Genomic DNA, 22585 nt, shown 5'->3' on the forward strand with positions numbered 1-22585 from the left:
GGGGTGATTGGCCAGCGTAAAAGCTTTCATTCCCCTGCTCCCTGGGCGTCCAAGCATGCTCACTGTTGGCAGTCGCAAGAGATGAGACGCCTAGGCCGTTGCGCGCTGCCCGAAGTACCGCGCCGGCGAGTGGCCAAAGCAGCGGCGGAACATGGCGATGAACGCGCTGGTGCTCGCATAGCCCAGGCCGTCGGCGACTGTCGCGACAGGCAGGCCTTCGGCCAATTGCTCCAGCCCCTTGGTGAGGCGCGCCTGCTGGCGCCACTGCGCGAAGCTCAAGGCCGTTTCGGCGCGGAACAGGCGGCTGAGCGTGCGCGCGGAAAGTCCGGCCCAGGCGGCCCATTCTTCCAGGCTGCGGTTGTCGTGGGGCTGTTCCAGCACGGCCTGGGCGATACGCAGCAGGCGGCGGTCGATCGGCATCGGCAGATGCAGCGGTTCGAGCGGCGCGGCGCGGATTTCCTCGAGCAGCACGCCCATCACCCGTTCCTGCCGCTCGGTCAGCTCCGGATTCCAGGTCCAGGAACTGGCGCGATGCACCAGCTCGCGCATCAGCGGATTCACGCCGATCACGCCGGGCCGTTCGGGCAGGCAATGCGCAACCTCGGGATGCAGGAACACGCCCCAGCCGGTCAGCGGCCCGTTGATGGTCACCTTGTGCAGCTCGCCCGGCGGCATCCAGCCGGCCCGATGCGGTGGCAATAACCAGGAGCCGTGCGCGGTATGCATATGTACCAGACCGCTTTCCACGCAGAAGAACTGACCGCGCGCATGACTGTGCCAATCGTATTGCTTGGTTTCCTGGGTGTATTCGCTGAAGGCTTCGCCGTCGTCCCAGTAGGCGATCAGGGCGGGGCCATCCAGCCGTTCGATCAGTTCGTAGAGCTCCTGTTTGGTCCGCTGCATGGCCGAATCTCGACATTATTTGACCAAATAACGTTATCAGCTTGTCACCAGCTTTGCCTAAGCTTCCCCCTGCTGACCGGCCGATGGCGCCGGGCCACCACGCCGCTGCCGCCGCTCGCGGCTATCTGATGCAAACCCAGGGGGCTGTGCCGATGACTGCGCCAAGCGCGCAGGCCCTGGTTGGGCGCGCGCAAATGTCTGTCACGGCACGCCTCGTTCGTCCGTCTATTGAGCGATCCGCGCTGCACTGAGAAGGAAAGGTCATGTCACCGCTTCAACTGGTTTCCCTGAAATCCGAGGTTTCGCGCTCCCCGCTGGAGACGTTCGTTGCCTGCGCGCACCAGATGCTGGATCCGGCCACGCCGGAGGCCGTGCGCCGGGCGATGGAGCCGCGCCTGTTGGCCCAGTTGCCCGCATTGCGGGCGTTGGGCGTGTTCCAGCTGTTCGAACTGCGCGATCCCGCCCTCAAGGCCTGGCTGGACGACGAGCTGGCCGAACTCGTGAAGTAATCCATTTCTGTCAATTTGCCAAAACAAAAAGTGTCCAACACATATTTGCCTTGACAAATATTCTAGGGGCAATAGAATACGCGGCCATGAACACCGGACCGCTCGTTACTCCCACCAGCCAGGAAAGCCTTGGCCTGCTGATCAACCTGGTTCGCGTCGAACTGGTGCGCAGCATGGAGGCGGAGATCGCCGACAAAGGCATGGACCTTCGCTACATCCAGTTCGTCATGCTCAAGCGGCTGGCCATGCTCGGGCCGATGACGGCCACCGAGCTGGCCCGCTCGGTGGAACTGGATGGCGGCGCCATGACGCGCCAGCTCGACCAGCTGGAGGGCAGGGGTTATCTGCGCCGTCGCCCGCACGCACAGGACCGGCGCGCGCTGCGGATCGAGCTGACCGAGGCCGGCAACGCGCTGTGGCAGCAACTGACCAGTTGCAATGACCGTGTCCTGGAAGCGGCGCAACACTCCTTGAGCGAGGTCGAGCGCGAGCGGCTGCATGACTACCTGGGCCGCGTGTTGCACGCCTTGCGTGACAAGAACCGAAGTTAGCCATGGACGATCTGCAGTGAGCAGGCCGGGATGGCAATCCCGGCTTTCCACCAACCCCATCGATGCTGGGATTGCCATTCCAGCCTACAAACTTCCCATATCGAGATTGAAAGCCATGCGTCTGCAAACTGTTGCGGCTGCTGTCGTACTTACGTTGGCCCTGGCCGGCTGCGCGACCAGTGGCGGTCTGCATCCGAACGGCGCGCTGACCGACGTATCGTCGCTCAAGGCTGATCGCAGCCTGGCGAACGTGCAGGTGTCCGAGGCCGCCTGGCCAAAGCAGGACTGGTGGAGCGGGCTGGGCGATCCCCAACTCAGTGCGCTGATCACCGAGGCCCTGCGCGACAACCCCAGCCTGGCCGTAGCCGATGCGCGCGCGCGCCAGGCGCAGGCCGCGGCCGGTGCCACGGATGCCGCGCGCAAGCCGACGGTCAACCTTGGCGGCAGCATCGGTGAAGCGTTCATTCCCAAATCCGTTCCCGTCTTTGGTACCGGCCACGTTGGCGCCCTCAAATACGCCAACGCCAGCTTCAAATGGAACCTGGACCTGTGGGGTGGGCAGCGTGATGCATGGGAAGCAACCCTCGGCCAGCAACGCGCCGCCGAAGTGGATGCACAAGCCGCACGCATCGAGTTGTCCACCAATGTTGCGCGCGCCTACGTGCAACTCGGTTATGCGTATACGCAGCAGGATGTCGCCAAAGCCGAATTGAAGCGTGCCAGCGAAGCGCGTGACCTCACGCGCCAGCGCGTAGCCGCCGGCATCGACAACCAGATGCAGCTCAAACAGAGCGATTCGGAAGTCGCCAGCGCGGAAGGGCAGAAGGCGCAAACCGATCGCGCCGTCGACGCGGCACGCACCGCCTTGTCGGTGCTGCTCGGCAAAGGCCCCGATCGCGGTCTCGACATCGCCCGTCCGCAATTGTTGCCGCCGGCCGCGCTGACCGTGCCGGGCAACGTGTCGGTGGACTTGGTCGGCCATCGCGCCGATCTCGTTGCCGCGCGCTGGCGCGTGGAAGCGGCAGGCAAGGACATCAAGTCCGCCAAGACCGACTTTCTGCCAAACGTCAACATCGGCGCCATGGCGGGCCTGATCAATTTCGGCGGCGCCAATCTGTTCACGCTGAAGAATCGTTTCTACGAAGTGGCACCGGCGATCAGCCTGCCGATCTTCGATGGCGGCCGTCGTCGCGCCAACTTGAACAGCAAGGATGCCAACTACGACCTCGCCGTGGCGCAGTACAACAAGACGCTGGTATCCGCCATCAACGAAGTGGCGGACGACTACGATGCCGTCGCGTCGCTGCAGACGCAGATCGCCGCGCAGCAACGCGCACTCGATGCGGCGAATGATGCATGGACACTCTCCGAACAACGCTACAAGGCCGGCATCGGCAATTACCTGGAAGCGCTCAGCGTGCGCCAGCAATTGCTCGCCGCCGAACAGCGCATGGCTGCCCTGCATGCGCAGCAGTCCGATCTCAACGTGCAATTGATCCAGGCACTCGGCGGCGGCTACCAACCTGGGGAATGCACTGATCAATCTCCCGCAGGCGCCAACGAATCTGTCTGTCCGCAGCCCTTTGGTCCGTCGGCTCGACAGACAGCCAGTCTGCCTTCACCGCCGACCCTGGGGTCTGCAAACAGACAAAGCCGCTGACACCGACGTCGAATCGATCAGTGCATCCCTAGCCGACACCGAACTTTCCCCAAGTAATCCCCATCCGTTTCTGAGGCAGCTCCCATGTCCAGTCCGAACCCCAACACCGCCGACACGTCCGCCGTGCAGGCACCGCCGGCCAACAACCGGCGTGGCTTCCTGCTGCGCTTGCTGCTGGCAGTGATCGTGCTCGCCGCCATCGCATGGACGGCGTGGTATTTCATCGTCGGGCGCTGGTACGAAGGTACCGACGACGCCTATATCAACGGCAACATTGTGCAGATCACGCCGCGCATAGCCGGTACCGTCATCAGCATCACCGCCGATGACGGCGACATGGTGCAGCAGGGCGAAGTGCTGGTGAAGCTCGATCGCTCCGATGCCGACGTGGGCCTGCAACGCGCCGCGGCAAATCTCGCCAACACCGTGCGCCGCGTGCGTGGCTTGTACAGCACCGTCACCGGTGCGCAGTCTCAGGTTGCGCTGGAAAAGGTCGCGCTGCAGAAAGCGCAGGACGACTACAACCGCCGCCGCAATCTTGCCAAGACCGGTGCAATCTCCGCCGAGGAACTGGCGCACGTGCGCGATGCCTTGACGGCAGCACAGAGCGCTTTGGCGACTTCGCAACAGCAGTTGCAGACCAACAAGGTGCTGGTGGATGACACCGTCGTTGCTTCGCATCCGGACGTGAAAGCCGCCGCCGCGCAATATCGCTCCGCCTATCTGGATGATGTGCGTACCACGATGGTGGCGCCGGTCACCGGCTACGTCGCCAAGCGCACCGTGCAGGTGGGCCAGCGGGTGCAACCGGGTTCGGCATTGATGGCCGTCGTGCCGCTGCACCAGGTATGGGTGGATGCCAACTTCAAGGAAACGCAGCTCACGCAGATGCGCATCGGCCAACCGGTGGAACTCACCTCCGACGTCTACGGCAACTCGGTGAAGTACAAGGGCAAGGTGGAAAGCCTCGGCGTGGGCACGGGCAGCGCGTTCTCGCTACTGCCGGCGCAGAACGCCACCGGCAACTGGATCAAGATCGTGCAGCGCATTCCCGTGCGCGTGGTGTTCACCGATCCGTCGCAGCTCGACAAGAACCCGTTGCGCATCGGCATGTCGATGACCACCGACGTGAACCTGCATGACCAGAGCGGTCCGACGCTGGCGCAGTCCGCACGCACCGAACCGCGCTTCAGCACCGACGTCTACAAAGACCAGCTCGCCGATGCGAATGCGCAGATCGAGCGGATCATCCACGAGAACATGGGCCAGGCGGTGAATGCCAAGGGCGAAGACCCCGTGGCGAAGGCGCACTGATGCGCACAGAAGAGGGAACGCCTGGATAGCGCATGAGACATCGTCACCTCAGCGAAGGCCGGGGCCCAACGACTTTCCAAATACCTGAAGACACTGGGTCCCCGCCTTCGCCGCGACGACGATTCCGACATAGATCTGAGTATCCGTAACCCTTCACTTCCCGCACCTACTCCCAAGCCTATGAGCACGCATTTCCGTCCACCCAACCTGGTCCTGGCGACAATCGGTTTGTCGCTGGCCACGTTCATGCAGGTGCTGGACACCACCATCGCCAACGTGTCGCTGCCGACCATCGCCGGCAATCTTGGCGTCAGTTCGGACGAAAGCACCTGGGTGATCACCTCCTTCGCGGTGAGCAATGCCATCGCGCTGCCGCTCACCGGCTTTCTCACGCGCCGTTTCGGCGAAGTGAAACTGTTCGTATGGGCCACGCTGGCTTTCTCGATCGCTTCGTTCCTGTGCGGCATCGCGCAGAGCATGGGCATGCTGATCGTGTTCCGTACGTTGCAAGGCGCCGTGGCCGGGCCGATGTATCCGGTGACGCAGGCCTTGCTGATCGGCATCTATCCACCCAACAAGCGACCGATGGCGCTGGCGTTGCTGGCGATGGTGACGGTGGTGGCGCCGATCGCCGGCCCGATCCTTGGTGGCTGGATCACCGACAACTATTCATGGCCGTGGATCTTCTTCATCAACGTGCCGATCGGCATCTTTGCCAGCTTCGTCGTGGCCAACCAAATGCGCCTGCGCGAAGTGGTGACCTCACGGCCGAAGATGGACTACGTCGGCCTGGCCACGCTGGTGATCGGCATTGGCGCGCTGCAGGTGGTGCTGGACAAGGGCAATGACGAGGACTGGTTCAATTCCAACTTCATCATCATCACCGCGATCATCTCGGCGATCGCGATCGCGGTGTTCCTGATCTGGGAACTGACCGACAAGGAACCGATCGTCGATCTCAAGCTGTTCCGCCATCGCAATTTCCGCATGGGCACCATTTCACTGGTGCTGGCATATGCCGCGTTCTTCGCCATCAACCTGCTGGTGCCGCAGTGGTTGCAGATCAACCTGGGCTATACCGCGACATGGGCCGGCTTCGCCGCCGCGCCCTTGGGCATCTTGCCGGTGATACTTACGCCGTTCGTGGGCCGCTACGCGGCGCGCTTTGACTTGCGCATGCTCACCGCGGCCTCGTTCGTGGTGATGGGCGTAACCTGCTTCATACGTTCGGACTTCTATATCGGCGTGGACTTCAACCACATCGCCAGCGTGCAGTTGCTGCAAGGCCTGGGCGTAGCGCTGTTCTTCATGCCCGTCACCACCATCCTGCTGTCCGACCTGCAGCCGCACGAACTCGCCTCGGGCGGCGGCGTGGCGACCTTCCTGCGCACCGTGGGCGCCAGCTTTGCCGCTTCGCTCACCAGTTTCATGTGGGAACGCCGTGCCGTATTGCATCACTCGCAGCTGGCCGAGCAGATCACGCCGTACAACCCGACGGCGCAGCAGGCGATCAGCCAAAGCAGCGATACGCAGACGACCTTGGCGATGTTGAACGGAACGATCAGCGCGCAAGGACTGCAGATTTCCTTCAACGAAATCTTCTACGTGCTCGGCTGGATCTTCATGTCGCTGATCGTGGTGATCTGGCTGGCCAAGCCGCCGTTCGGGGCGAAGGCCGGGGCAGGGGGGGGCGGCCATTGATGCCGCAAGCCGGTCGATCCTGAAAACGACAACGGCTCCGTAAGGGGCCGTTGCTTTATGCGTTGATGGCGCGGTCTTTAGAACGCGATACCCACCAACGCCATCGTCTCACCGCGGTTCGGTTCATGCATGCCGGCATTGGAAATGTGGCGAATGCCAACGCTCCAATGATCGCCCTGGTAGCCAATAGTGGTGGAGAATTCGAAAGCGCTGCTCAGCGCTTCCGTGCGGCCGGTATGCACGCTCGGCTGCTCGCTGATGAAGAGCCGTCGATACCACGCATCGGCAGGGCCGTAGTGGATGCGCACGCCGGCGCCCACCAAGCCGATGTCGTCGCGGGTGGTGTAGCGGCCGCTGTCGAAGCGCTTCAGGTCGCGGCCGCTGATCCAGCCGGCGGTGATGTCGGGTGCCCAGCTGAAGTTGCTGCTGCCGAACTGGTGTTCGTCGAAGATCACTTCGCCGAACGCGGCGGGTGCGCTGTAGCTGTCCATGAAGCTGACGCCGCCTTGCAGTTCGAAGCGGGCCGCCATGGCGGGGAGCGCTGGTAAAGCAAACAGGAGTAAGGCAGCGGCGCCGCGGGTAAGGGGATGCATGCGCATGAGTAAACCTATGTGGGGGATAGGAAGTGCGTTTATGTACTCAAAAGTTTACAAATGATCAGGATCGGTCGCCAGCCATATTTGTGTCATTTTCGGCAACACAGTGTTGACCCGCAATGCAGTACGAGAAAACGTCAGCGGCGCGTAAGCGAACGCTGGTGCAAGGAGTTCGGGAATCGCCTCCAGGTGCCTGGCCTAGGCGTTCCGATCGCTAGGCCGCCACACCTTTGGAGGCCAGGCACTGCGCGATATCCAGGAAGGCATGCACCATCGGGTCATTGGCGTCGTCACGGTAAATAGCCCAGACGGCCGTGGCCGCTTCCGTATTCGCCAAGGGGCGATACACCACGTTCTCCACTTTCATGCGCTGGATCGACCCGGGCAGCACGGCCACGCCGAAACCACCGGATATCAAACCGATGATGGTCGGCAACTCGCGCACCTCGTACAGGATGTGCGGACTGAAACCCGCGCGCGTGCACAGCGCGATCACCTCGTCATACAGCCGCATGCCCAGGTGGCGCTGGTAGAAGATGAAATCCTCGCCGGCCAGCTCATGGATCTCGACGGCACCTTCGCCGGCCGCCAGCGGATTGCTCGCATGCATCACCACGGTGAGCGAATCCTTGAACAACTCGATCGCCTTGATGTTCTCCGGCAACGCGTCGGGACGGATCACGCCGACGTCGATCAAACCCTGTTCCAGCGCATCGATCTGCTGCGAGGTGGCCATTTCGTGGATCAGCAGGCGCACGCTGGGCAAGCGTTCGCGGAACCGCGCCAGCACGCGCGGCACCACCACGGTGAACGGGCCGGAAGACACCAGCCCAAGATGCAATTCGCCTAATTCTCCACGCTGCGAACGCGCCACGGATTCGGCCGCGCGTTCGGCCTGCGTAAGAAGGGTGCGTGCGCGAGGGAGCAACGCGGCGCCGGCCGCGCTCAATGCAATGCCACGGCCTTTACGCTCGAACAATTTCGCGCCCAGGCGTGTTTCCAGCGCATGAATCTGCTGGCTGAGCGGCGGCTGCGATATGCCCAATCGTTCGGCCGCGCGGCCGAAGTGCAGCTCGTCGGCCACGGTGACGAAGTACTTCAAATGCCGCAGCTCGAGGTAATCATTCGTCATGCGTATCAAGCCATTCGCGGTGCTGTATCGATCTTAGCAAGTCGTACAACTAATCTTCACGCACAACGGCAGCTTCTCCCCGAGTGTGCCGCATGTCGTCGAAGCGCCGTCGGCCCATCGCCATTCCGGCGCAGGCCGGAATCCCGTTTTGGCATGCCGTGCGAAGCACACAGAACGTTATCTATTGTGTGCTCCGCACGTCACTCTGACTGGATTCCGGCCTTCGCCGGCATGACGAGCAGAGCGCGCGGGCCTGTCAGTAACCCCTGGAGCCCACCCCATGCTAAGGATCGTACGGCTTGCGCTGGAGCGGCCTTATACCTTCGTCGTTCTTGCGCTGCTGATCCTGATCGTCGGTCCATTGGCCGCCTTGCGCACACCGACCGACATTTTCCCCGATATCAAGATTCCGGTGATTGCGGTGGTGTGGACCTACACCGGCCTGCCGCCGGAGCAGATGGCTGGCCGTATTGCCTCGCCGTTCGAACGCGTGCTCACCACCACGGTGAACGACGTGGAGCATATCGAGGCCAAGTCGATCGCCGGCTACGGCATCATCAAGATCTTTTTCCAGCCGGGCGTGAACATCGCCACCGCCAATGCGCAAGTCACCGCGGTGTCGCAAACGCTGCTCAAGCAGCTGCCGCCGGGCATCACGCCGCCGCTGATCCTCAACTACAACGCCTCCACCGTGCCGATCCTGCAATTGGCGCTGTCGGGCAAAGGCTTGAGCGAGCAGAACCTGGGCGACCTGGGGCAGAACATCCTGCGTCCGCAGCTGGTGTCGGTGCCGGGCGCGGCCATTCCTTATCCGTATGGCGGCAAGACGCGCCAGGTGCAGATCGACGTGGATTCGGCCGCACTGCAGGCGCGCGGTTTGTCGGCGCAGGACGTGGCCAACGCGCTGGCGGCGCAGAACCTGATCATTCCGGTCGGCACGCAGAAAATCGGCACGTTCGAATACACGCTCAACCTCAACAACTCCCCATCCGACATCAACGAGCTGGGCAACCTGCCTATCAAGCAGGTGAACGGCACCACCATCTACATCCACGACGTGGCTCATGTGCGCGACGGCTCGCCCCCACAAACCAACATCGTGCACGTGGACGGCAACCGCTCGGTGCTGCTGAGCATCCTTAAGAACGGTTCGGCATCCACCCTGGCGATCGTGTCCGGCATCAAGCAGCGCCTGGCCGACAGCAAGGGCATCCTGCCGGACAACCTCAAGGTGACGCCGATCGGCGATCAATCCCTGTTCGTGCGCGCGGCGATCAGCGGCGTGGCGCGCGAAGGCGTGATTGCAGCGGCGCTCACCAGCTTGATGATCCTGTTGTTCCTGGGCAGCTGGCGCTCCACCGTGATCATCGCGATATCGATTCCGCTGGCGATTCTCGGCGCGATCGCGCTGTTGTCCGCGTTCGGCGAAACGCTCAACATCATGACGCTGGGCGGCCTCGCGCTGGCGGTGGGCATTCTGGTCGACGACGCCACGGTGACCATCGAGAACATCAACTGGCATCTTGAGCACGGCAAGGATGTGGAAACGTCGATCATCGACGGCGCCAAGCAGATCGTCACGCCGGCGTTCGTGTCGTTGTTGTGCATCTGCATCGTGTTCGTGCCGATGTTCTTCCTCGAAGGCGTGGCGCGCTTCCTGTTCGTGCCGATGGCCGAAGCGGTGATTTTCGCGATGGTGTGCTCGTTCATCCTCTCGCGCACCTTGGTGCCGACGATGGCGAAGTTCCTGCTGAAGCCGCATGCGCCACATGTGGAAGGGCAGGGCGCGCATGCGGCGACGCCGTCCAGCCATCCGTTGCTGCGCTTTCAGCGTGCGTTCGAGGCGCGCTTCGAACGCATCCGCGCTGCCTATCACGGCATGCTCGATCTGGCGCTGGCGCATCGCCGGCCGTTCGTGCTCGGCTTTCTCGCCTTCGTGCTGGTGTCGTTCCTGCTCGTGCCGTTCCTTGGCCGCAATTTCTTTCCTGAGGTAGACGGCGGACAGATCCTGATGCACGTACGCGCGCAGGTCGGTACACGCGTGGAAGAAACCGCCAACCTGTTCAACAAGATCGAAGGCACCGTACGCACAGTGATTCCGGCGCAGGACCTGGGCACGGTGGTGGACAACATCGGCGTGTCCGGCAGCGGCATCAACACCACCTACAACAACACCGGCCTGGTGGGCGAGCAGGATGGCGACATCCAGATCGCGCTCAACGAAGGCCATCGCCCCACCGCCGAATACGTGCGCAAGTTGCGCGAGATCTTGCCGCGCCTGTATCCCGGAGCCACGTTCTCGTTTCCGCCGGCAGACATCGTCAGCCAGATCCTGAACTTCGGCTCGCCCGCGCCGATCGATCTGCAAGTTCGCGGCCCGCATCTTGCGGCCAACTTTGCTTACGCGAATACCTTGCTTGGCCAGATCAGGCGCATTCCCGGCGTAGTCGATGCGCGCATCCAGGAATCACAGGCCAACCCCGGCTTTGACGTCAACGTCGATCGCACGCAGGCGCAACTGCTCGGCATCACCGAACGCGACGTCACCAACAGCCTGGTGGTGAACCTGGCCGGCTCCAGCCAGGTGGCGCCGACATTCTGGCTCAATCCAGCCAACGGCGTGTCGTATCCGATCGTGATGCAGACCCCGCAATACGCACTGGAAAGCCTGGCGCAATTGCGCAACCTGCCGGTCAACGGCAGCAGCGGGCAGGCGCAGGTGCTTGGCGGCCTGGTCACGCTCAAGCGCAACAATACCAATGCGGTGATCGACCAATACGACATCCAGTCGGTGGTGCAGATCTATGCCGCCACGCAGGATCGCGATCTGGGCGCCGTCGCCACCGACGTGCAGAAGCTGATCGGCAACACCGCCAGCCAGCAGCCCAAGGGCTCGCATGTGGTGCTGCTCGGCCAGGTGCAGACCATGAACAGCGCGTTCTCGGGCTTGCTGTTCGGCCTGCTTGGCGCGGTGGTGCTGATCTATCTGCTGATCGTGGTGAATTTCCAATCGTGGAGCGATCCGTTCGTGATCATCACCGCCTTGCCCGCCGCATTGGCCGGCATCGTGTGGATGCTGTTCGCCACGCACACGCCGCTGTCGGTGCCGGCGCTTACCGGCGCGATCATGTGCATGGGTGTGGCGACGGCCAACTCCATTCTGGTGGTGAGCTTCTGCCGCGAACGCCTGGCCGAACACGGCGACGCCACGCTGGCCGCGCTCGAAGCCGGCTTCACCCGCTTCCGTCCCGTCTGCATGACCGCGCTGGCGATGATCATCGGCATGGCGCCGATGGCCTTGGGCCTGGGCGAAGGCGGCGAACAGAATGCACCGCTCGGCCGCGCGGTGATCGGCGGCCTGATTTTCGCCACCGGCGCGACGCTGCTGTTCGTGCCGGTCGTGTTCAGCATCATCCATGGGCGCCATGCGTCCAAAGCCATTCGCGCTGGAGAACCTGGCTATGTCGTCTGAAGCAACGATCCATCCTTCGCAAAAGCTGTCCAAGCGCGGCTTGCGCCGCACAGGCATCGTCATCGCCGTCATCCTGGCTGGCATCGTGGTGATCGGGTTGATTACGCGCGCGACACAAGCGAACACGTTGAAAACCTGGACGCAGGAACAGGCCGTGCCCACGGTCGACGTCGTAGCGCCGGAGCTCGGCAAAACCGGGCCGGTGCTCGATCTGCCCGGCCAACTGCAAGCCTATACGCGCGCGCCGATCTACGCGCAGGTCAGCGGTTATCTGAAAGCGTGGAAAACCGATATCGGCACACCGGTGAAAGCCGGCGAACTGCTTGGCGAAATCTCCACCCCGGAACTCGATCAGCAACTGCAGCAGGCGCGCGCCGATCTCGCTAGCACCAAAGCAAATGCCGATCTGGCTGCGGTGACTGCCAAACGCTGGCAGGCGATGCTCAGTAGCGACTCAGTGGCGCAGCAAGATGTGGATCAGCGCACCGCCGACTACGCCGCCAAGCTTGCGCAGATGAAGGCCGCGCAGGCGAACGTGGATCGCCTGGAAGCGGCCAAGGCGTTTGCGCGCATCGTCGCGCCGTTCGACGGCGTGGTGACGGCGCGCGATACCGACGTCGGCGCGCTGATCAATTCGGGCGGCGGCACCGGCCCCGAGCTGTTCGTGGTGTCGGACATCCACAAGCTGCGCGTATACGTGCAGGTACCGCAGCGTTATGCACCGTCGGTTCGTCCCGGCAGCAGCGCCGTGCTGATGGTGCCGGAATATCCGGGCCGTGAATTCCATGCGCAGGTGGTCGCGGCCTCCAACGCGGTCAACACCACCTCCGGTACCACCCTCGTGCAGCTGCAAGTCGACAATGCCGACGACAAGCTGATGCCTGGCGCGTTCGCACACGTGCGTTTCCATTTGCCGGTGGACACGACCGCGCTGCGCGTGCCGGCCAGCGCGCTGATTTTCGACAACGCCGGCTTGCGCGTGGCGACCGTCGGCGCCGGCGACAAGGTCGCCTTCAAGCAGGTGAGCATCCTGTTCGACTACGGCAAGACGGTGGAAATCGGCAGTGGATTGAGCGCCGATGATCGCGTGATCGACAGTCCGCCCGATGGCATCAAGGATGGCGATGCCGTCAAGCTCGCCACGGACGACATGAAGCTTGCCACCGAAGACACAACGGCCAAGCCGCATGAAAAAGCGTGAGTCTCTTCTTGCGATGATGATCGCCGCGGCACTGGGCGGATGCTCGCTGGCGCCGGCCTATCACCCGCCGGCGACACCGCCAGCGCAGGCGTATCGCGACGTTGGCCCTTGGATCGGCGCGCAGCCGTCCGATCAGCTACCGCGCGAGAGCTGGTGGCAGCTGTACAGCGACGCCGAACTGGATGCATTGCAGGTCAAGCTGCTGGCGAACAATGCTGACCTGGCGGCTGCGCTGGCGCACTACCAGCAAGCCCAGGCCTTTGCGATGCAGGCACGCTCCGAACTGTTTCCGCAGATCGGCGCAGGAGCCACTGGCGTACGCCAGCGCCAGTCCGATCACGCGCCGCCGGTGCGCAATCCTTCCGCGCCCGCCGACTACAACAGCTACAGCGTGGGCGCGCAGGCCAGTTATGAAGTCGACCTGTGGGGCCGCGTGCGCAACACGGTCGAAGCCGGCCGCGACAACGCGCTCGCCGCGCAAGCCGATCTCGCTTCCGCGCAACTGAGCCTGCAAGCCCAGCTTGCCGACAGCTACGTGCAGCTGCGGGGCCTCGATCAGCAGATCGAGCTGTTGCAGCAAACCATCCAGGCCTACGAGAAAGCGCTGAAACTGACGCAGACGCTGCATGGTGGCGGCATCGTTTCCGGCCTCGACGTCTCGCGCGCGCAGACGCAGCTTTCCGATGCGCGTTCGCAGTGGTCGCAGACGCTGGCTCAGCGTGCGCTGATGCAGGACACGATCGCCGTACTGGTCGGAGAGCACGCCGCCAACTTCAGCCTGCCGGCGCGTACCGAGCCGATGCCGGTACCGACAGTGCCGCTCGGCGTGCCATCCACGCTGCTGCAACGCCGGCCCGACATCGCCGCAGCAGAGCGTCGTGTCGCTGCGGCCAACGCGGGCATTGGCGTGGCGCGCGCGGCATGGTTTCCATCGCTCACGCTCAATGCGCAAGGCGGCTACCAAAGCACCGGCTGGGCCAATTTGCTCACCGCCGGCAATCGCATCTGGGCCTTGGGGCCGATGCTGGCGCTGGATCTGTTCGACGGCGGCTATCGCAAGGCCACCATCCAGGCTGCCAAGGCGAAAACCGACGAAGCCGGCGCCATCTATCGCGGCGTGGTGCTGGGCGCCTTCCAGCAAGTGCAGGATAATCTCGCGCTACTCGATCACCTCGGCACCGCCAGCGCCAATCAGAAAGATGCAGCCGACGCCGCGCAGCACGCCCTGGATCTGTCCATGTCGCAATACAAACACGGCGCGGTGAGCTATCTGGACGTGGTGCAGGCGCAGACGGTCGCGCTGCAGGAAAAGCGTGGCCTGCTCGACCTGGACACGCAGCGCTTGCGCGCCAGCGTGCAGCTGATCCGTGCATTGGGCGGTGGCTGGTCCACCGATCAACTCGCCCAAAAGTAGCGGTGTGGCCTTGTAGGTTGGGGTGAGCGAACGCGAGCCCCATCATTCACGCATCCACAGACCATGTCGGGTTCGGCATTGGCCTCACCCTAACCTACCCACTGTCATCAAACTGCCGCCGTGGGCGCGCCAAACTTGCCAATGCGCTACCCAGCAGCCGGGTCGCCGGCACCCATCGCACCGGTGGCGACCGCATCGCAAGCGCGGGAGGTGACATGCGGATCCTGGTGGTGGAAGACGATCTCGAAACGGCTGCCTATCTGAAAACCAGTCTTGCCGGCACGGCAACGGCCGTCGATTGCACGCACGATGGATCGGCCGGTTGGCAGTTGGCGTACAGCGGTGATTACGATCTGCTGGTGGTGGACCGCATGCTGCCGCATATCGATGGCGTCTCGCTGGTGCGCCACTTGCGTGCGGAGGGCAGGCAGACGCCGGTGTTGATGCTTTCGGCCCTGGGCGAATGCGATGCCCGTGTGGAAGGCCTGGAAGCCGGCGCGGATGATTACCTGGGCAAGCCTTTTGCGCTCAGCGAATTGAAGGCGCGCATCGGTGCGTTGGCACGCCGGTTGCCGGCGCTGGATGCGAATGCGCGCCTGTCCGTGGCTGACCTGCAGCTGGACCTGCGTACGCGTGAAGCAAGCCGCGCGCAGCAGCCGATCGAATTGCAGCCACGTGAATTCCGCCTGCTGGAATATCTGATGAAGCAGGCCGGCAAAGTGGTGACGCGTTCCATGTTGCTGGAACATGTGTGGGAATTCCATTTCGATCCGCAAACCAGCGTGGTGGAAACCCACATCAGCCGCTTGCGCGCAAAGATCGATCGCGGTTATGCCGTACCGTTGCTGCACACCATTCGCGGCACCGGGTATTGCCTGCGTGCGCCCGATTAGCTTCCTCCGCACGGCCACGTTTCGCATGGCCGTCTTGCAGGCCATGCTGTTCGCCTGTGTGGTCGCCGGCTTGTTCAGCCTGGTATGGCATGAAATCCACACTTACGTGGCCGATCAATTGCATATCGCCGTGCAAGTGGAAACCGCAAGCCTGCGCGAGGCGGCGCGCGACGGCATGCTTGCGCCGCAAATCCGCCAGCGCCTGTCGGTCAAGCAGGAAGGCGCCGACTACTATCTGTTGAGTAACGAGGACGGGCAGCGCATCGCCGGCAATCTGCTGTTTCATCCTGCCGCCGCCGGCTGGCAACGCGTACCGATCCACGACGCCATCGGCATCCACGCGCATCACGCCACGCAGGTGGATCTGTTGGTGACGCCGCTGGATGGCGGACACTGGTTGACGGTGGGGCGGGACAACCGCGATATCGGCGAGCTCGATGAAGATCTCGGGCGCTACTTCTTCGTAAGCGTGGGCGCGGCGATGCTGTTCGCCCTGCTCTCGGGCGGCATTGCCGGCCATGTCTTCGTGAAATCGGTCGATAGCCTGAGCGCACGCGCCGAACGCATCGTTGCCGGCGAAGAAGCCGGCCCCTTGCGCCTGAAGCGAGGCAGCGAGGAATTCGTGCAGTTGGCCGCACGGCTCAACCGCATGCTCGAACGCATGCACACGTTGATGGAAAACATGCGGCAGGTTTCCAACGACATCGCGCACGACCTGCGTACGCCGCTCACTCGCCTGCGCCAGCGCCTGGAGTCAGCCTGCGAGGAACAACACGGGCCCGCGCGGCAACGCCAAACGATCGAGCGCTGCATCGTGGAAGTCGATCAGGTGCTGGCGACATTCGGCGCGCTGCTGCGCATTTCCCGCGTCCAGGCGCGCGAGCGCCGGGCGGGTTTCATGCCCATGGACCTGTCCGAGCTGTTCACGTCGATGGCCGAGGTCTACCGGCCTGTGGCTGAGGATACGGGGCGTATCGTCGACGCCAACATCCAACCGGGGCTTGCCTTCAAAGGTGATCGCGCGCTCATCACGCAGATGCTCGCCAACCTGATCGAGAACGCGATTCATCACACGCCAACGGGAACGCGCATCACCGTGTCGCTGATACAGACCATGCAGGGTGTCGTCGGTTGTATCGAGGACACCGGCCCCGGCATTCCATCGCAAGCGCATCAGCGCGTGTTCAATCGCTTCGTGCGGCTGGACAGCAGCCGCACCTCGCCGGGCAGTGGCCTTGGCCTGGCGCTGGTGGCGGCGATTGCCCAATTGCACCGCATTGCGCTGAACCTCGCGGACCGCCGGCCGGGATTGGCCGTCGAAATGCGCTTTACATAAGCTGGAATGAAATCCCGGCTTTCGCGACGTTCCCATACCGGGATTACACATGCCATTCAGCCGGAAGCTTACGAATTCGTATAGTGGCTGCATTCTCGCTGTCATCGCGCTCGCCTACGTTGATGGCTTTCGTGAGTGGTCCGAGTGACGACCACGCACGGGTCGTCCATAGCGAGGAAAATATGATGTCTCTTGCACGTGCTTGCCGCATGGCCCTGGGATTCGTGGTGCTGGCGATGCCGGTCGTGGTGCTGGCGGCGCCAAGCGGCGTCAATGGCCATGTTGAGACGGCCAATACGCATGCGCCGGTGGCTGGCGCGCAAGTCGAGCTGCGCGAAGCGCAACGCAGCGCCACCACCGACCGCAACGGCAATTTCAGCCTCGCCAACGTGGCGCCGGGGGTCTACACCCTGGTGATCAGCATGCCCGGCCAGGCTGAGCTGGAACGGCAGATCACCGTGCGCGAAAGCGCGCCCGCGGTCGAAAATTTCGTCGTGGGCAACGACGTGAAATCGCTGGGCCAGGTTCGCGTGGTCGCCGCCGCCACACCCGATGAGGAGGCGCGCGCGCAACAGCAACTGGCGCCGAACATGGTGTTCGTGCAGCCGCAGGCCGCCATCGAACGGCTGCCCGACGTCAACGCGGGCGAAGCGGTGCGCCGCTTGCCCGGCGTTTCGCTGGAAACCGATACCGGCGAAGGCCGCTTCGTCAACATTCGCGGGCTGGACGCCGATCTCAACAGCACCACCTTCGACGGCGTGCGCATGATGCCCACCAACACCGCCTCGCCGGCCGGCGGCGGCCGCGCGGTGGCGTTCGACTCGATCCCCGCGGGCCTGGTCGGTTCGCTCACCATCACCAACACCAATCTGCCGGACCAGGACGCCGAAGCGCTCGGCGGCACGATCGACATCACTTCCAAACAGATGCCGAAGGACAAGGACCAGTTCATCGATCTGCAACTGGGCACCGGCCTGGAAAACCTGCGTGACACGCCGATCCACGACTATCAAATGACCGGCGGCTTGCGCTTCGGCCCAAGCGCCAACTACAAGCCGTTCTCGGTCATCGGCACCGTGAACTATTACCAGGACCATCGCGGCATTGACGACGTCGAAGCGGGCTACGTCGATCAGCAGGGCGCAGGCGTGCCGGACAAAGCATTTGCGGCGTTGGACCAGCGCTTCTACAACTATCAGCGCACGCGCCTGGGCTACGGCGTGGAATTCGACTTCCAGCCAGATGAAGACAACAAGTGGTATGCGCGCTACTTCGACGCCGGCTATACCGAGCGCAAGAGCCGCGACAACCTGATCTTCAATTTCGCCGGTGCGCCGGTAGTCGATCCCAACAACCCCGACGGAATGATCGATGATGCCAGCTATCAACGCGGCAATCAGCACGAAAAGGAAACCATCGATTCGCGCGTAGCCATGATCGGCGGTCAGAACGACTTCCACAGCTGGCGTACCGACTACCACGTGGCGATGTCGATCGGCTCCTACAACATGCCGTACAACTACAATTCGACGTTCGTGAATGGAAGTCCGAACCCGAACAATGTGGATGGCTCCGGCCAGGCCATCATCGCCTACGACAACATCACCCGTCCCAACGTACCCGGCTACAGCATCCTGCAAGGGCAGAACCCCGCCAACCCCAGCGGATACACCTTGAGCGACTACAGCGCCGGCACCCAGCATGACCACGATCAGGAATACAAGCTCGGCGATAACGTCACTGTGCCGACGCACTGGTTTTCGACCAGCACGGATGAATTCCTCAAGTTCGGCGTGAACGCGCGCCTGCGTAGCCGCCACGGCGCACAAAACAACTACGATTACAACCCGCCGGCCTTGCCGTTGTCCGATGCCGTGCAGGGAGGCCCGATCACGTACTACAACGGCCATTACGACATCGGCCCCTTGATCAATCCGCAAACCCTCATCAATCTGCTCAGCAGCAACCCCGGTACGTTCGTCGAAAACACGGCCAACGATTTTCTCGCCGACCTGCAATCGCAGGCGCGCGACCGCGAGAACATCTTCGCCGGCTACGCCGAGTACCAATTCCAGCCGGTGGACAAGCTGAGCATTCTCGGCGGCGTGCGCTACGAGGCAACGCGGGCGCGCTATGAAGGCCTGAATGTCGTGACCAACAATGGCAACCTGGCCAGCTATTCGCCGAATGTCATCCAGCGTAACTACGGCAACGTGTTTCCATCGCTGCAGCTGAAATACAGTTTCCAGCCCGACCTGATCGGCCGCGTGGTGTACTCGAAAACCATCGCTCGCCCAGGCTTCCAGCAAGTCACGCCCGCCACCCAGGTGGACGACGTCAACGATACGGTGTCGCAAGGCAACCCGGCACTCAAGCCCACCTACAGCGACAACATCGACGCCTCGCTCGAGTATTACCTGCCGGAAGGTGGCCTGGCCTACGCTGGATTTTTCGACAAAGAACTGACCAACTACATCGTGCCGTTGGCCTCGGTCCAGACGATCGCCAACCCGGCGGGCATTCTGGACGTATTCGCGCCCGGCACGCTGGTCACGTTCAGCGGCTACGAAAACATTTCTTCCGCGTTTGCTCGTGGCTTGCAGCTGGTCTATGTCGACCGCTTCCGTTGGTTGCCCGGTGCGCTCAGCGGCTTGGGCGTGAATACCAACTTTACCTATGTCGATTCGCGCATCCAGATTCATCCCGGCTTGTATTCGCAGCTGCCGTCGACGTCCCGCGATACGGCCAATGTTTCCTTGACCTACGAGTACCAGGGTTTGCGCCTGGATCTTGGCGCTTATTACGAAAGCAAGAATATCTTTGCGCTGGGGGGCCCGCTGTACACCCAGGCGGACGGCACGCCATCGGGCGTCTATGCCGACCAGTATTCGTCAGCACGCACCTCGCTGGATTTCGGCGCGAGCTATGCGTTCAACGACACGTTCTCGATGTATTTCGGCGCCAAGAACCTCACCAATACCAAGCTGCGGTTTACGGAAACCTCCAGCAACAACCGGCCCATCCAGCGAGAGTTTTACGATCAGACCTTTACGGCCGGGATACGCATTCATTTGTGATATCTGATGTGATATCTGATTTTCAGTCGCCTCACATCCAATACCCGTCATCCCGGCGAAGGCCGGAATGATGTACGGGTTCCAGCGAGCACAGGCAATCCTGCTCCGACCTTCGCGTGCACATCCCGGCCATGAGGATTCCAGTGAAGACGACCGTTCGCGAGCGCAACATCTGGAGCCTGTTGGTATGGGCATGGCTGCTGGCATTCCCCGCACACGCTACGGAAAACGCCGCGCCCGGTGCGCTGCGCTTGGTGATCGTGCTAAGCCGCCATGGCGTACGTTCACCCACCACGGCACCTGCACGACTGGACGCGTATTCCCGCGATGCATGGCCAGCATGGCCGGTGCCGCCGGGTTATCTCACGCCGCACGGCAAGCAGCTGATGGCGATCATGGGGCACTGGTATCGCGCGCACTACGCACAGGCGGGGTTGTTGCCGGCCGACGGATGCGTGGCTTCTGCACTATCCGTCGTCGCCGATGACGAACAGCGCACCATCGAATCCGCACACGGAATGATGGATGGTTTCGATCCGCACTGTCCCGTCACCATCCAGGTCGCGCCAAGGAAGGGTGCGGACGCGCTGTTTGCGCATGATTTTTCCAGCGCTAGCGCCATCTCCCGCGATCAGGCCCAAGCCGCAGTGCTTGGCCGCATCGGCGGCGACGCCGCGCGCATGGCACTGGCCAACGCCGGTCTGATCGAGCAAATGGAAAGCGTGCTGATGGATTGCGCGCCCGGCCACTGCGATGCAAGTAAGGCACCCGGCAAGAAGTGGCTGATGGACCAGCCCGCCAGCGTGACGCCCGGACAGGGCGATGAACTGCTTGGCATCAAATCGCCGCTGCACAACGCCAGTTCGCTGGCCGAAGACATGTATCTGGAATACGTCGAAGGCATGCCGATGGCGAAAGTGGCATGGGGTCGGGTCTCGCCGCCGCAACTGGGGCATTTGCTGGCCCTGCATTCGATCTATGCGGACACGAGCCTGCGCACGCCGATCGTTGCGCGCGCCTATGCGGGTCATCTGGCGCAACGTTTGCTCGCCACCTTGCAGGAGGCGGCCGGATCGAAAGATCAGCAGGCAATGGGCAGTCCCAAGGCAAAAATCGTTTTCCTGCTTGGCCACGACACCCAAATCGAAACCCTGGCCGGCCTGCTCGATCTGCATTGGCTGTTGCCCGAACCGCCGGCCGATCCGGCCTCGGTTGGCGGCGCACTGGTGTTCGAGTTACGTCGACATGGCAGCAGCGATCGGTATGACGTGCGTGCCTATTACGTCAGCCAGAGCATGGACCAGCTGCGCAACGGCATGGAGCTGGATGCAGCGCACCCACCGCAGATCGCGCCCATCTTCATCCCTGGTTGCAGCACCTCCGCGCCGGGCTACGACTGTCCTTTGGGCCGCTTCGCAACCACGATCACGCAGGCCCTGCCAGCGGCGGAACCCGTGCAACAATAAGCGGATCTTCGCCGGAGCTTCGCATGACCACCAAACCCAACGCCGACGTCAGCATCAACAAGGAAGGCAGTACGGATGCCGCCAACCCGCCGGGTGGCATGCATGGTCCGCGTCATGGCGCCCTGGATATGGAAGAAATCGCCGCACACGATGAAGTGCAGCATGAAGACGCATTGCGCCATTCGTCGTTGCGCGTACCGCGTTGACGTAGGGAGGCCATACCGGCTTTTTGTGAGGCTCAAGGCTGGGATTTCACCTCAGCCTACGTTGCTGCCCGCGATCAATTGATCGCGACGTTGTCCGACAACTGATCCGGCAATACGAATTGGAAGCCGCGCTGTTCCAGTTGCGTGAGGATGTCGTCGAGCACTGCCGCCGTCATCGGCTTTTCGTGCATCAGCAAAACGGACTGGTCTTCCGTCTGCGACAGGCTGAAGTCGCGAATCTGCTCGGGATGCTTGACCCAGCTGTCCTCGCTGTTGGCATTCCATAGCATCTGCTGCATGCCGAGCGACTTCGCCACCTCGCCAACCGCCCGTGTGGTCGAGCCGAACGGCGGGCGGAAATAGGTGGGACGCTTGCCGGTGACATCGGCGATGCGTTGATTGCAGCTTTCGATTTGTTGCCGGATTTCAGGCTGACCCAGTTTGGCAAGGTCAGGATGGTCGAACGTGTGGTTGCCGATCAGGTCGCCTGCGCTCTCGAACTTGGCAAGCTCGCCGCGCGTCGCGTCGTTGATGTGGCTGCACACCAGGAAAAACACGGCATGCGCATGGTGCTTTTGCAGCGTGGCCAGGATCTGCTCATCCAGGCCCTGGCCGTAGGGACCGTCATCGAACGTCAGCACGGCGTATTTGCGGCCGGCCAGCACGTCGCTGACCTTGCGCAGGCTGAAGCCGCTGGCGTGCTTGATGCCGCCCATTTCCGGCGAGAGCACGAAACGCGGCGGCGCCATCCCATGCGCGGTCAGCAACATCGCATACAGCACGAGGGTCAGCAGCATGCCGCACACGAAAATGGAGTGGCGATAGCAGGTGTAGAACAGCAACATGGCAGCACGCTCATCTAGGTGGCGCCTGCGCAAGCCGGCGCGAAAAGATTCGCCAACGTCGCGTGCCCCCTGCTGCCTACGACGTTGGCAAGCCTTCTAAGCACGCGCCGTGCCAGGGGTCCCCACCCCTCTTGAAGGTGCCAACTGCGTGTTAAAACAGGCCGGTCGCGTCACGCGGAGCCCGGCAAGAACCCCCCAACGCGCAGCGCGGGCCGCGCCAATCCATGCCAACGCCATGCGATGGCCCGTTCGGACCTGACGTGCGGACGTGAAAAGGTGACGCAGCGTGTCCATCAGGGATGCCCTGGT

The 22585-nt window shown here is 62.8% G+C and carries 17 protein-coding genes; 13 read left to right on the plus strand and 4 right to left on the minus strand.

Annotation, left to right across the window (positions count from 1 at the left end):
* Positions 1–90: 90 nt before the first annotated feature.
* On the minus strand, positions 91–903 hold the full coding sequence (locus V7M64_RS09340) for a helix-turn-helix transcriptional regulator (protein WP_333678809.1): 813 nt from the start codon (positions 901–903) through the stop codon (positions 91–93).
* A gap of 263 nt (positions 904–1166) precedes the next feature.
* On the opposite strand from V7M64_RS09340, the gene V7M64_RS09345 reads away from it, so the two are divergent.
* The 5 genes from V7M64_RS09345 to V7M64_RS09365 all read left to right on the plus strand — a co-directional run bounded on the left by V7M64_RS09345 (position 1167) and on the right by V7M64_RS09365 (position 6638).
* Positions 1167–1412 carry a hypothetical protein gene (locus V7M64_RS09345; protein ID WP_324147407.1) on the plus strand — a complete coding sequence of 82 codons (246 nt, stop codon included), beginning with the start codon at positions 1167–1169 and terminating at the stop codon, positions 1410–1412.
* Between the two features lie 173 nt (positions 1413–1585).
* Positions 1586–1963, plus strand: a complete 378-nt coding sequence (locus tag V7M64_RS09350; RefSeq protein WP_333678835.1) for a MarR family transcriptional regulator — start codon at positions 1586–1588, stop codon at positions 1961–1963.
* Between the two features lie 115 nt (positions 1964–2078).
* Positions 2079–3623 (plus strand): efflux transporter outer membrane subunit, encoded by a 1545-nt coding sequence (locus V7M64_RS09355; RefSeq protein WP_333678811.1) that lies wholly within the window; start codon positions 2079–2081, stop codon positions 3621–3623.
* 84 nt (positions 3624–3707) lie between these two features.
* Positions 3708–4937 (plus strand): efflux RND transporter periplasmic adaptor subunit, encoded by a 1230-nt coding sequence (locus tag V7M64_RS09360; protein WP_333678813.1) that lies wholly within the window; start codon positions 3708–3710, stop codon positions 4935–4937.
* 141 nt (positions 4938–5078) lie between these two features.
* A complete protein-coding gene (locus tag V7M64_RS09365) occupies positions 5079–6638 on the plus strand; it encodes a DHA2 family efflux MFS transporter permease subunit (RefSeq protein ID WP_333678837.1) in 1560 nt (519 codons plus the stop codon).
* Positions 6639–6715: 77 nt separating this feature from the next.
* Here the strand turns inward: V7M64_RS09365 and V7M64_RS09370 are convergent, their stop codons facing one another.
* Both V7M64_RS09370 and V7M64_RS09375 read right to left on the minus strand, forming a co-directional pair.
* Positions 6716–7237, minus strand: coding sequence for an acyloxyacyl hydrolase (locus V7M64_RS09370; protein ID WP_333678815.1), 522 nt, complete (start codon positions 7235–7237; stop codon positions 6716–6718).
* Between the two features lie 211 nt (positions 7238–7448).
* Positions 7449–8366, minus strand: coding sequence for a LysR substrate-binding domain-containing protein (locus V7M64_RS09375; RefSeq protein WP_333678816.1), 918 nt, complete (start codon positions 8364–8366; stop codon positions 7449–7451).
* A 280-nt stretch (positions 8367–8646) separates the two neighbouring features.
* Between V7M64_RS09375 and V7M64_RS09380 the strand changes: the two genes are divergently transcribed.
* The 8 genes from V7M64_RS09380 to V7M64_RS09415 all read left to right on the plus strand — a co-directional run bounded on the left by V7M64_RS09380 (position 8647) and on the right by V7M64_RS09415 (position 21431).
* Positions 8647–11838, plus strand: coding sequence for an efflux RND transporter permease subunit (locus V7M64_RS09380; RefSeq protein WP_333678817.1), 3192 nt, complete (start codon positions 8647–8649; stop codon positions 11836–11838).
* Complete coding sequence (locus tag V7M64_RS09385) at positions 11828–13039, plus strand: efflux RND transporter periplasmic adaptor subunit (RefSeq protein ID WP_333678819.1); 1212 nt, start codon at positions 11828–11830, stop codon at positions 13037–13039. Before V7M64_RS09380 ends, V7M64_RS09385 begins: the two co-directional genes overlap by 11 nt.
* Complete coding sequence (locus V7M64_RS09390; protein ID WP_333678821.1) at positions 13026–14453, plus strand: efflux transporter outer membrane subunit; 1428 nt, start codon at positions 13026–13028, stop codon at positions 14451–14453. Before V7M64_RS09385 ends, V7M64_RS09390 begins: the two co-directional genes overlap by 14 nt.
* Positions 14454–14668: 215 nt before the next feature.
* Positions 14669–15346, plus strand: a complete 678-nt coding sequence (locus V7M64_RS09395) for a response regulator transcription factor (RefSeq protein WP_333678823.1) — start codon at positions 14669–14671, stop codon at positions 15344–15346.
* A 25-nt stretch (positions 15347–15371) separates the two neighbouring features.
* Positions 15372–16682 carry a HAMP domain-containing sensor histidine kinase gene (locus V7M64_RS09400; RefSeq protein ID WP_333678825.1) on the plus strand — a complete coding sequence of 437 codons (1311 nt, stop codon included), beginning with the start codon at positions 15372–15374 and terminating at the stop codon, positions 16680–16682.
* A 185-nt stretch (positions 16683–16867) separates the two neighbouring features.
* Positions 16868–19759: a TonB-dependent receptor gene (locus V7M64_RS09405; RefSeq protein ID WP_333678826.1), complete on the plus strand. Its 2892-nt coding sequence runs from the start codon at positions 16868–16870 to the stop codon at positions 19757–19759.
* A 143-nt stretch (positions 19760–19902) separates the two neighbouring features.
* Complete coding sequence (locus V7M64_RS09410; RefSeq protein WP_333678828.1) at positions 19903–21225, plus strand: histidine-type phosphatase; 1323 nt, start codon at positions 19903–19905, stop codon at positions 21223–21225.
* A gap of 23 nt (positions 21226–21248) precedes the next feature.
* Positions 21249–21431, plus strand: coding sequence for a hypothetical protein (locus V7M64_RS09415; RefSeq protein WP_333678829.1), 183 nt, complete (start codon positions 21249–21251; stop codon positions 21429–21431).
* A 74-nt stretch (positions 21432–21505) separates the two neighbouring features.
* On the opposite strand, the gene V7M64_RS09420 is transcribed toward V7M64_RS09415, so the two are convergent.
* Positions 21506–22276 carry a polysaccharide deacetylase family protein gene (locus tag V7M64_RS09420; RefSeq protein ID WP_333678830.1) on the minus strand — a complete coding sequence of 257 codons (771 nt, stop codon included), beginning with the start codon at positions 22274–22276 and terminating at the stop codon, positions 21506–21508.
* Between the last annotated feature and the right edge of the window lie 309 nt (positions 22277–22585).

Origin of the sequence: Dyella sp., assembly GCF_036746095.1 — a bacterium.
Classification (GTDB): Bacteria; Pseudomonadota; Gammaproteobacteria; order Xanthomonadales; family Rhodanobacteraceae; genus Dyella_B.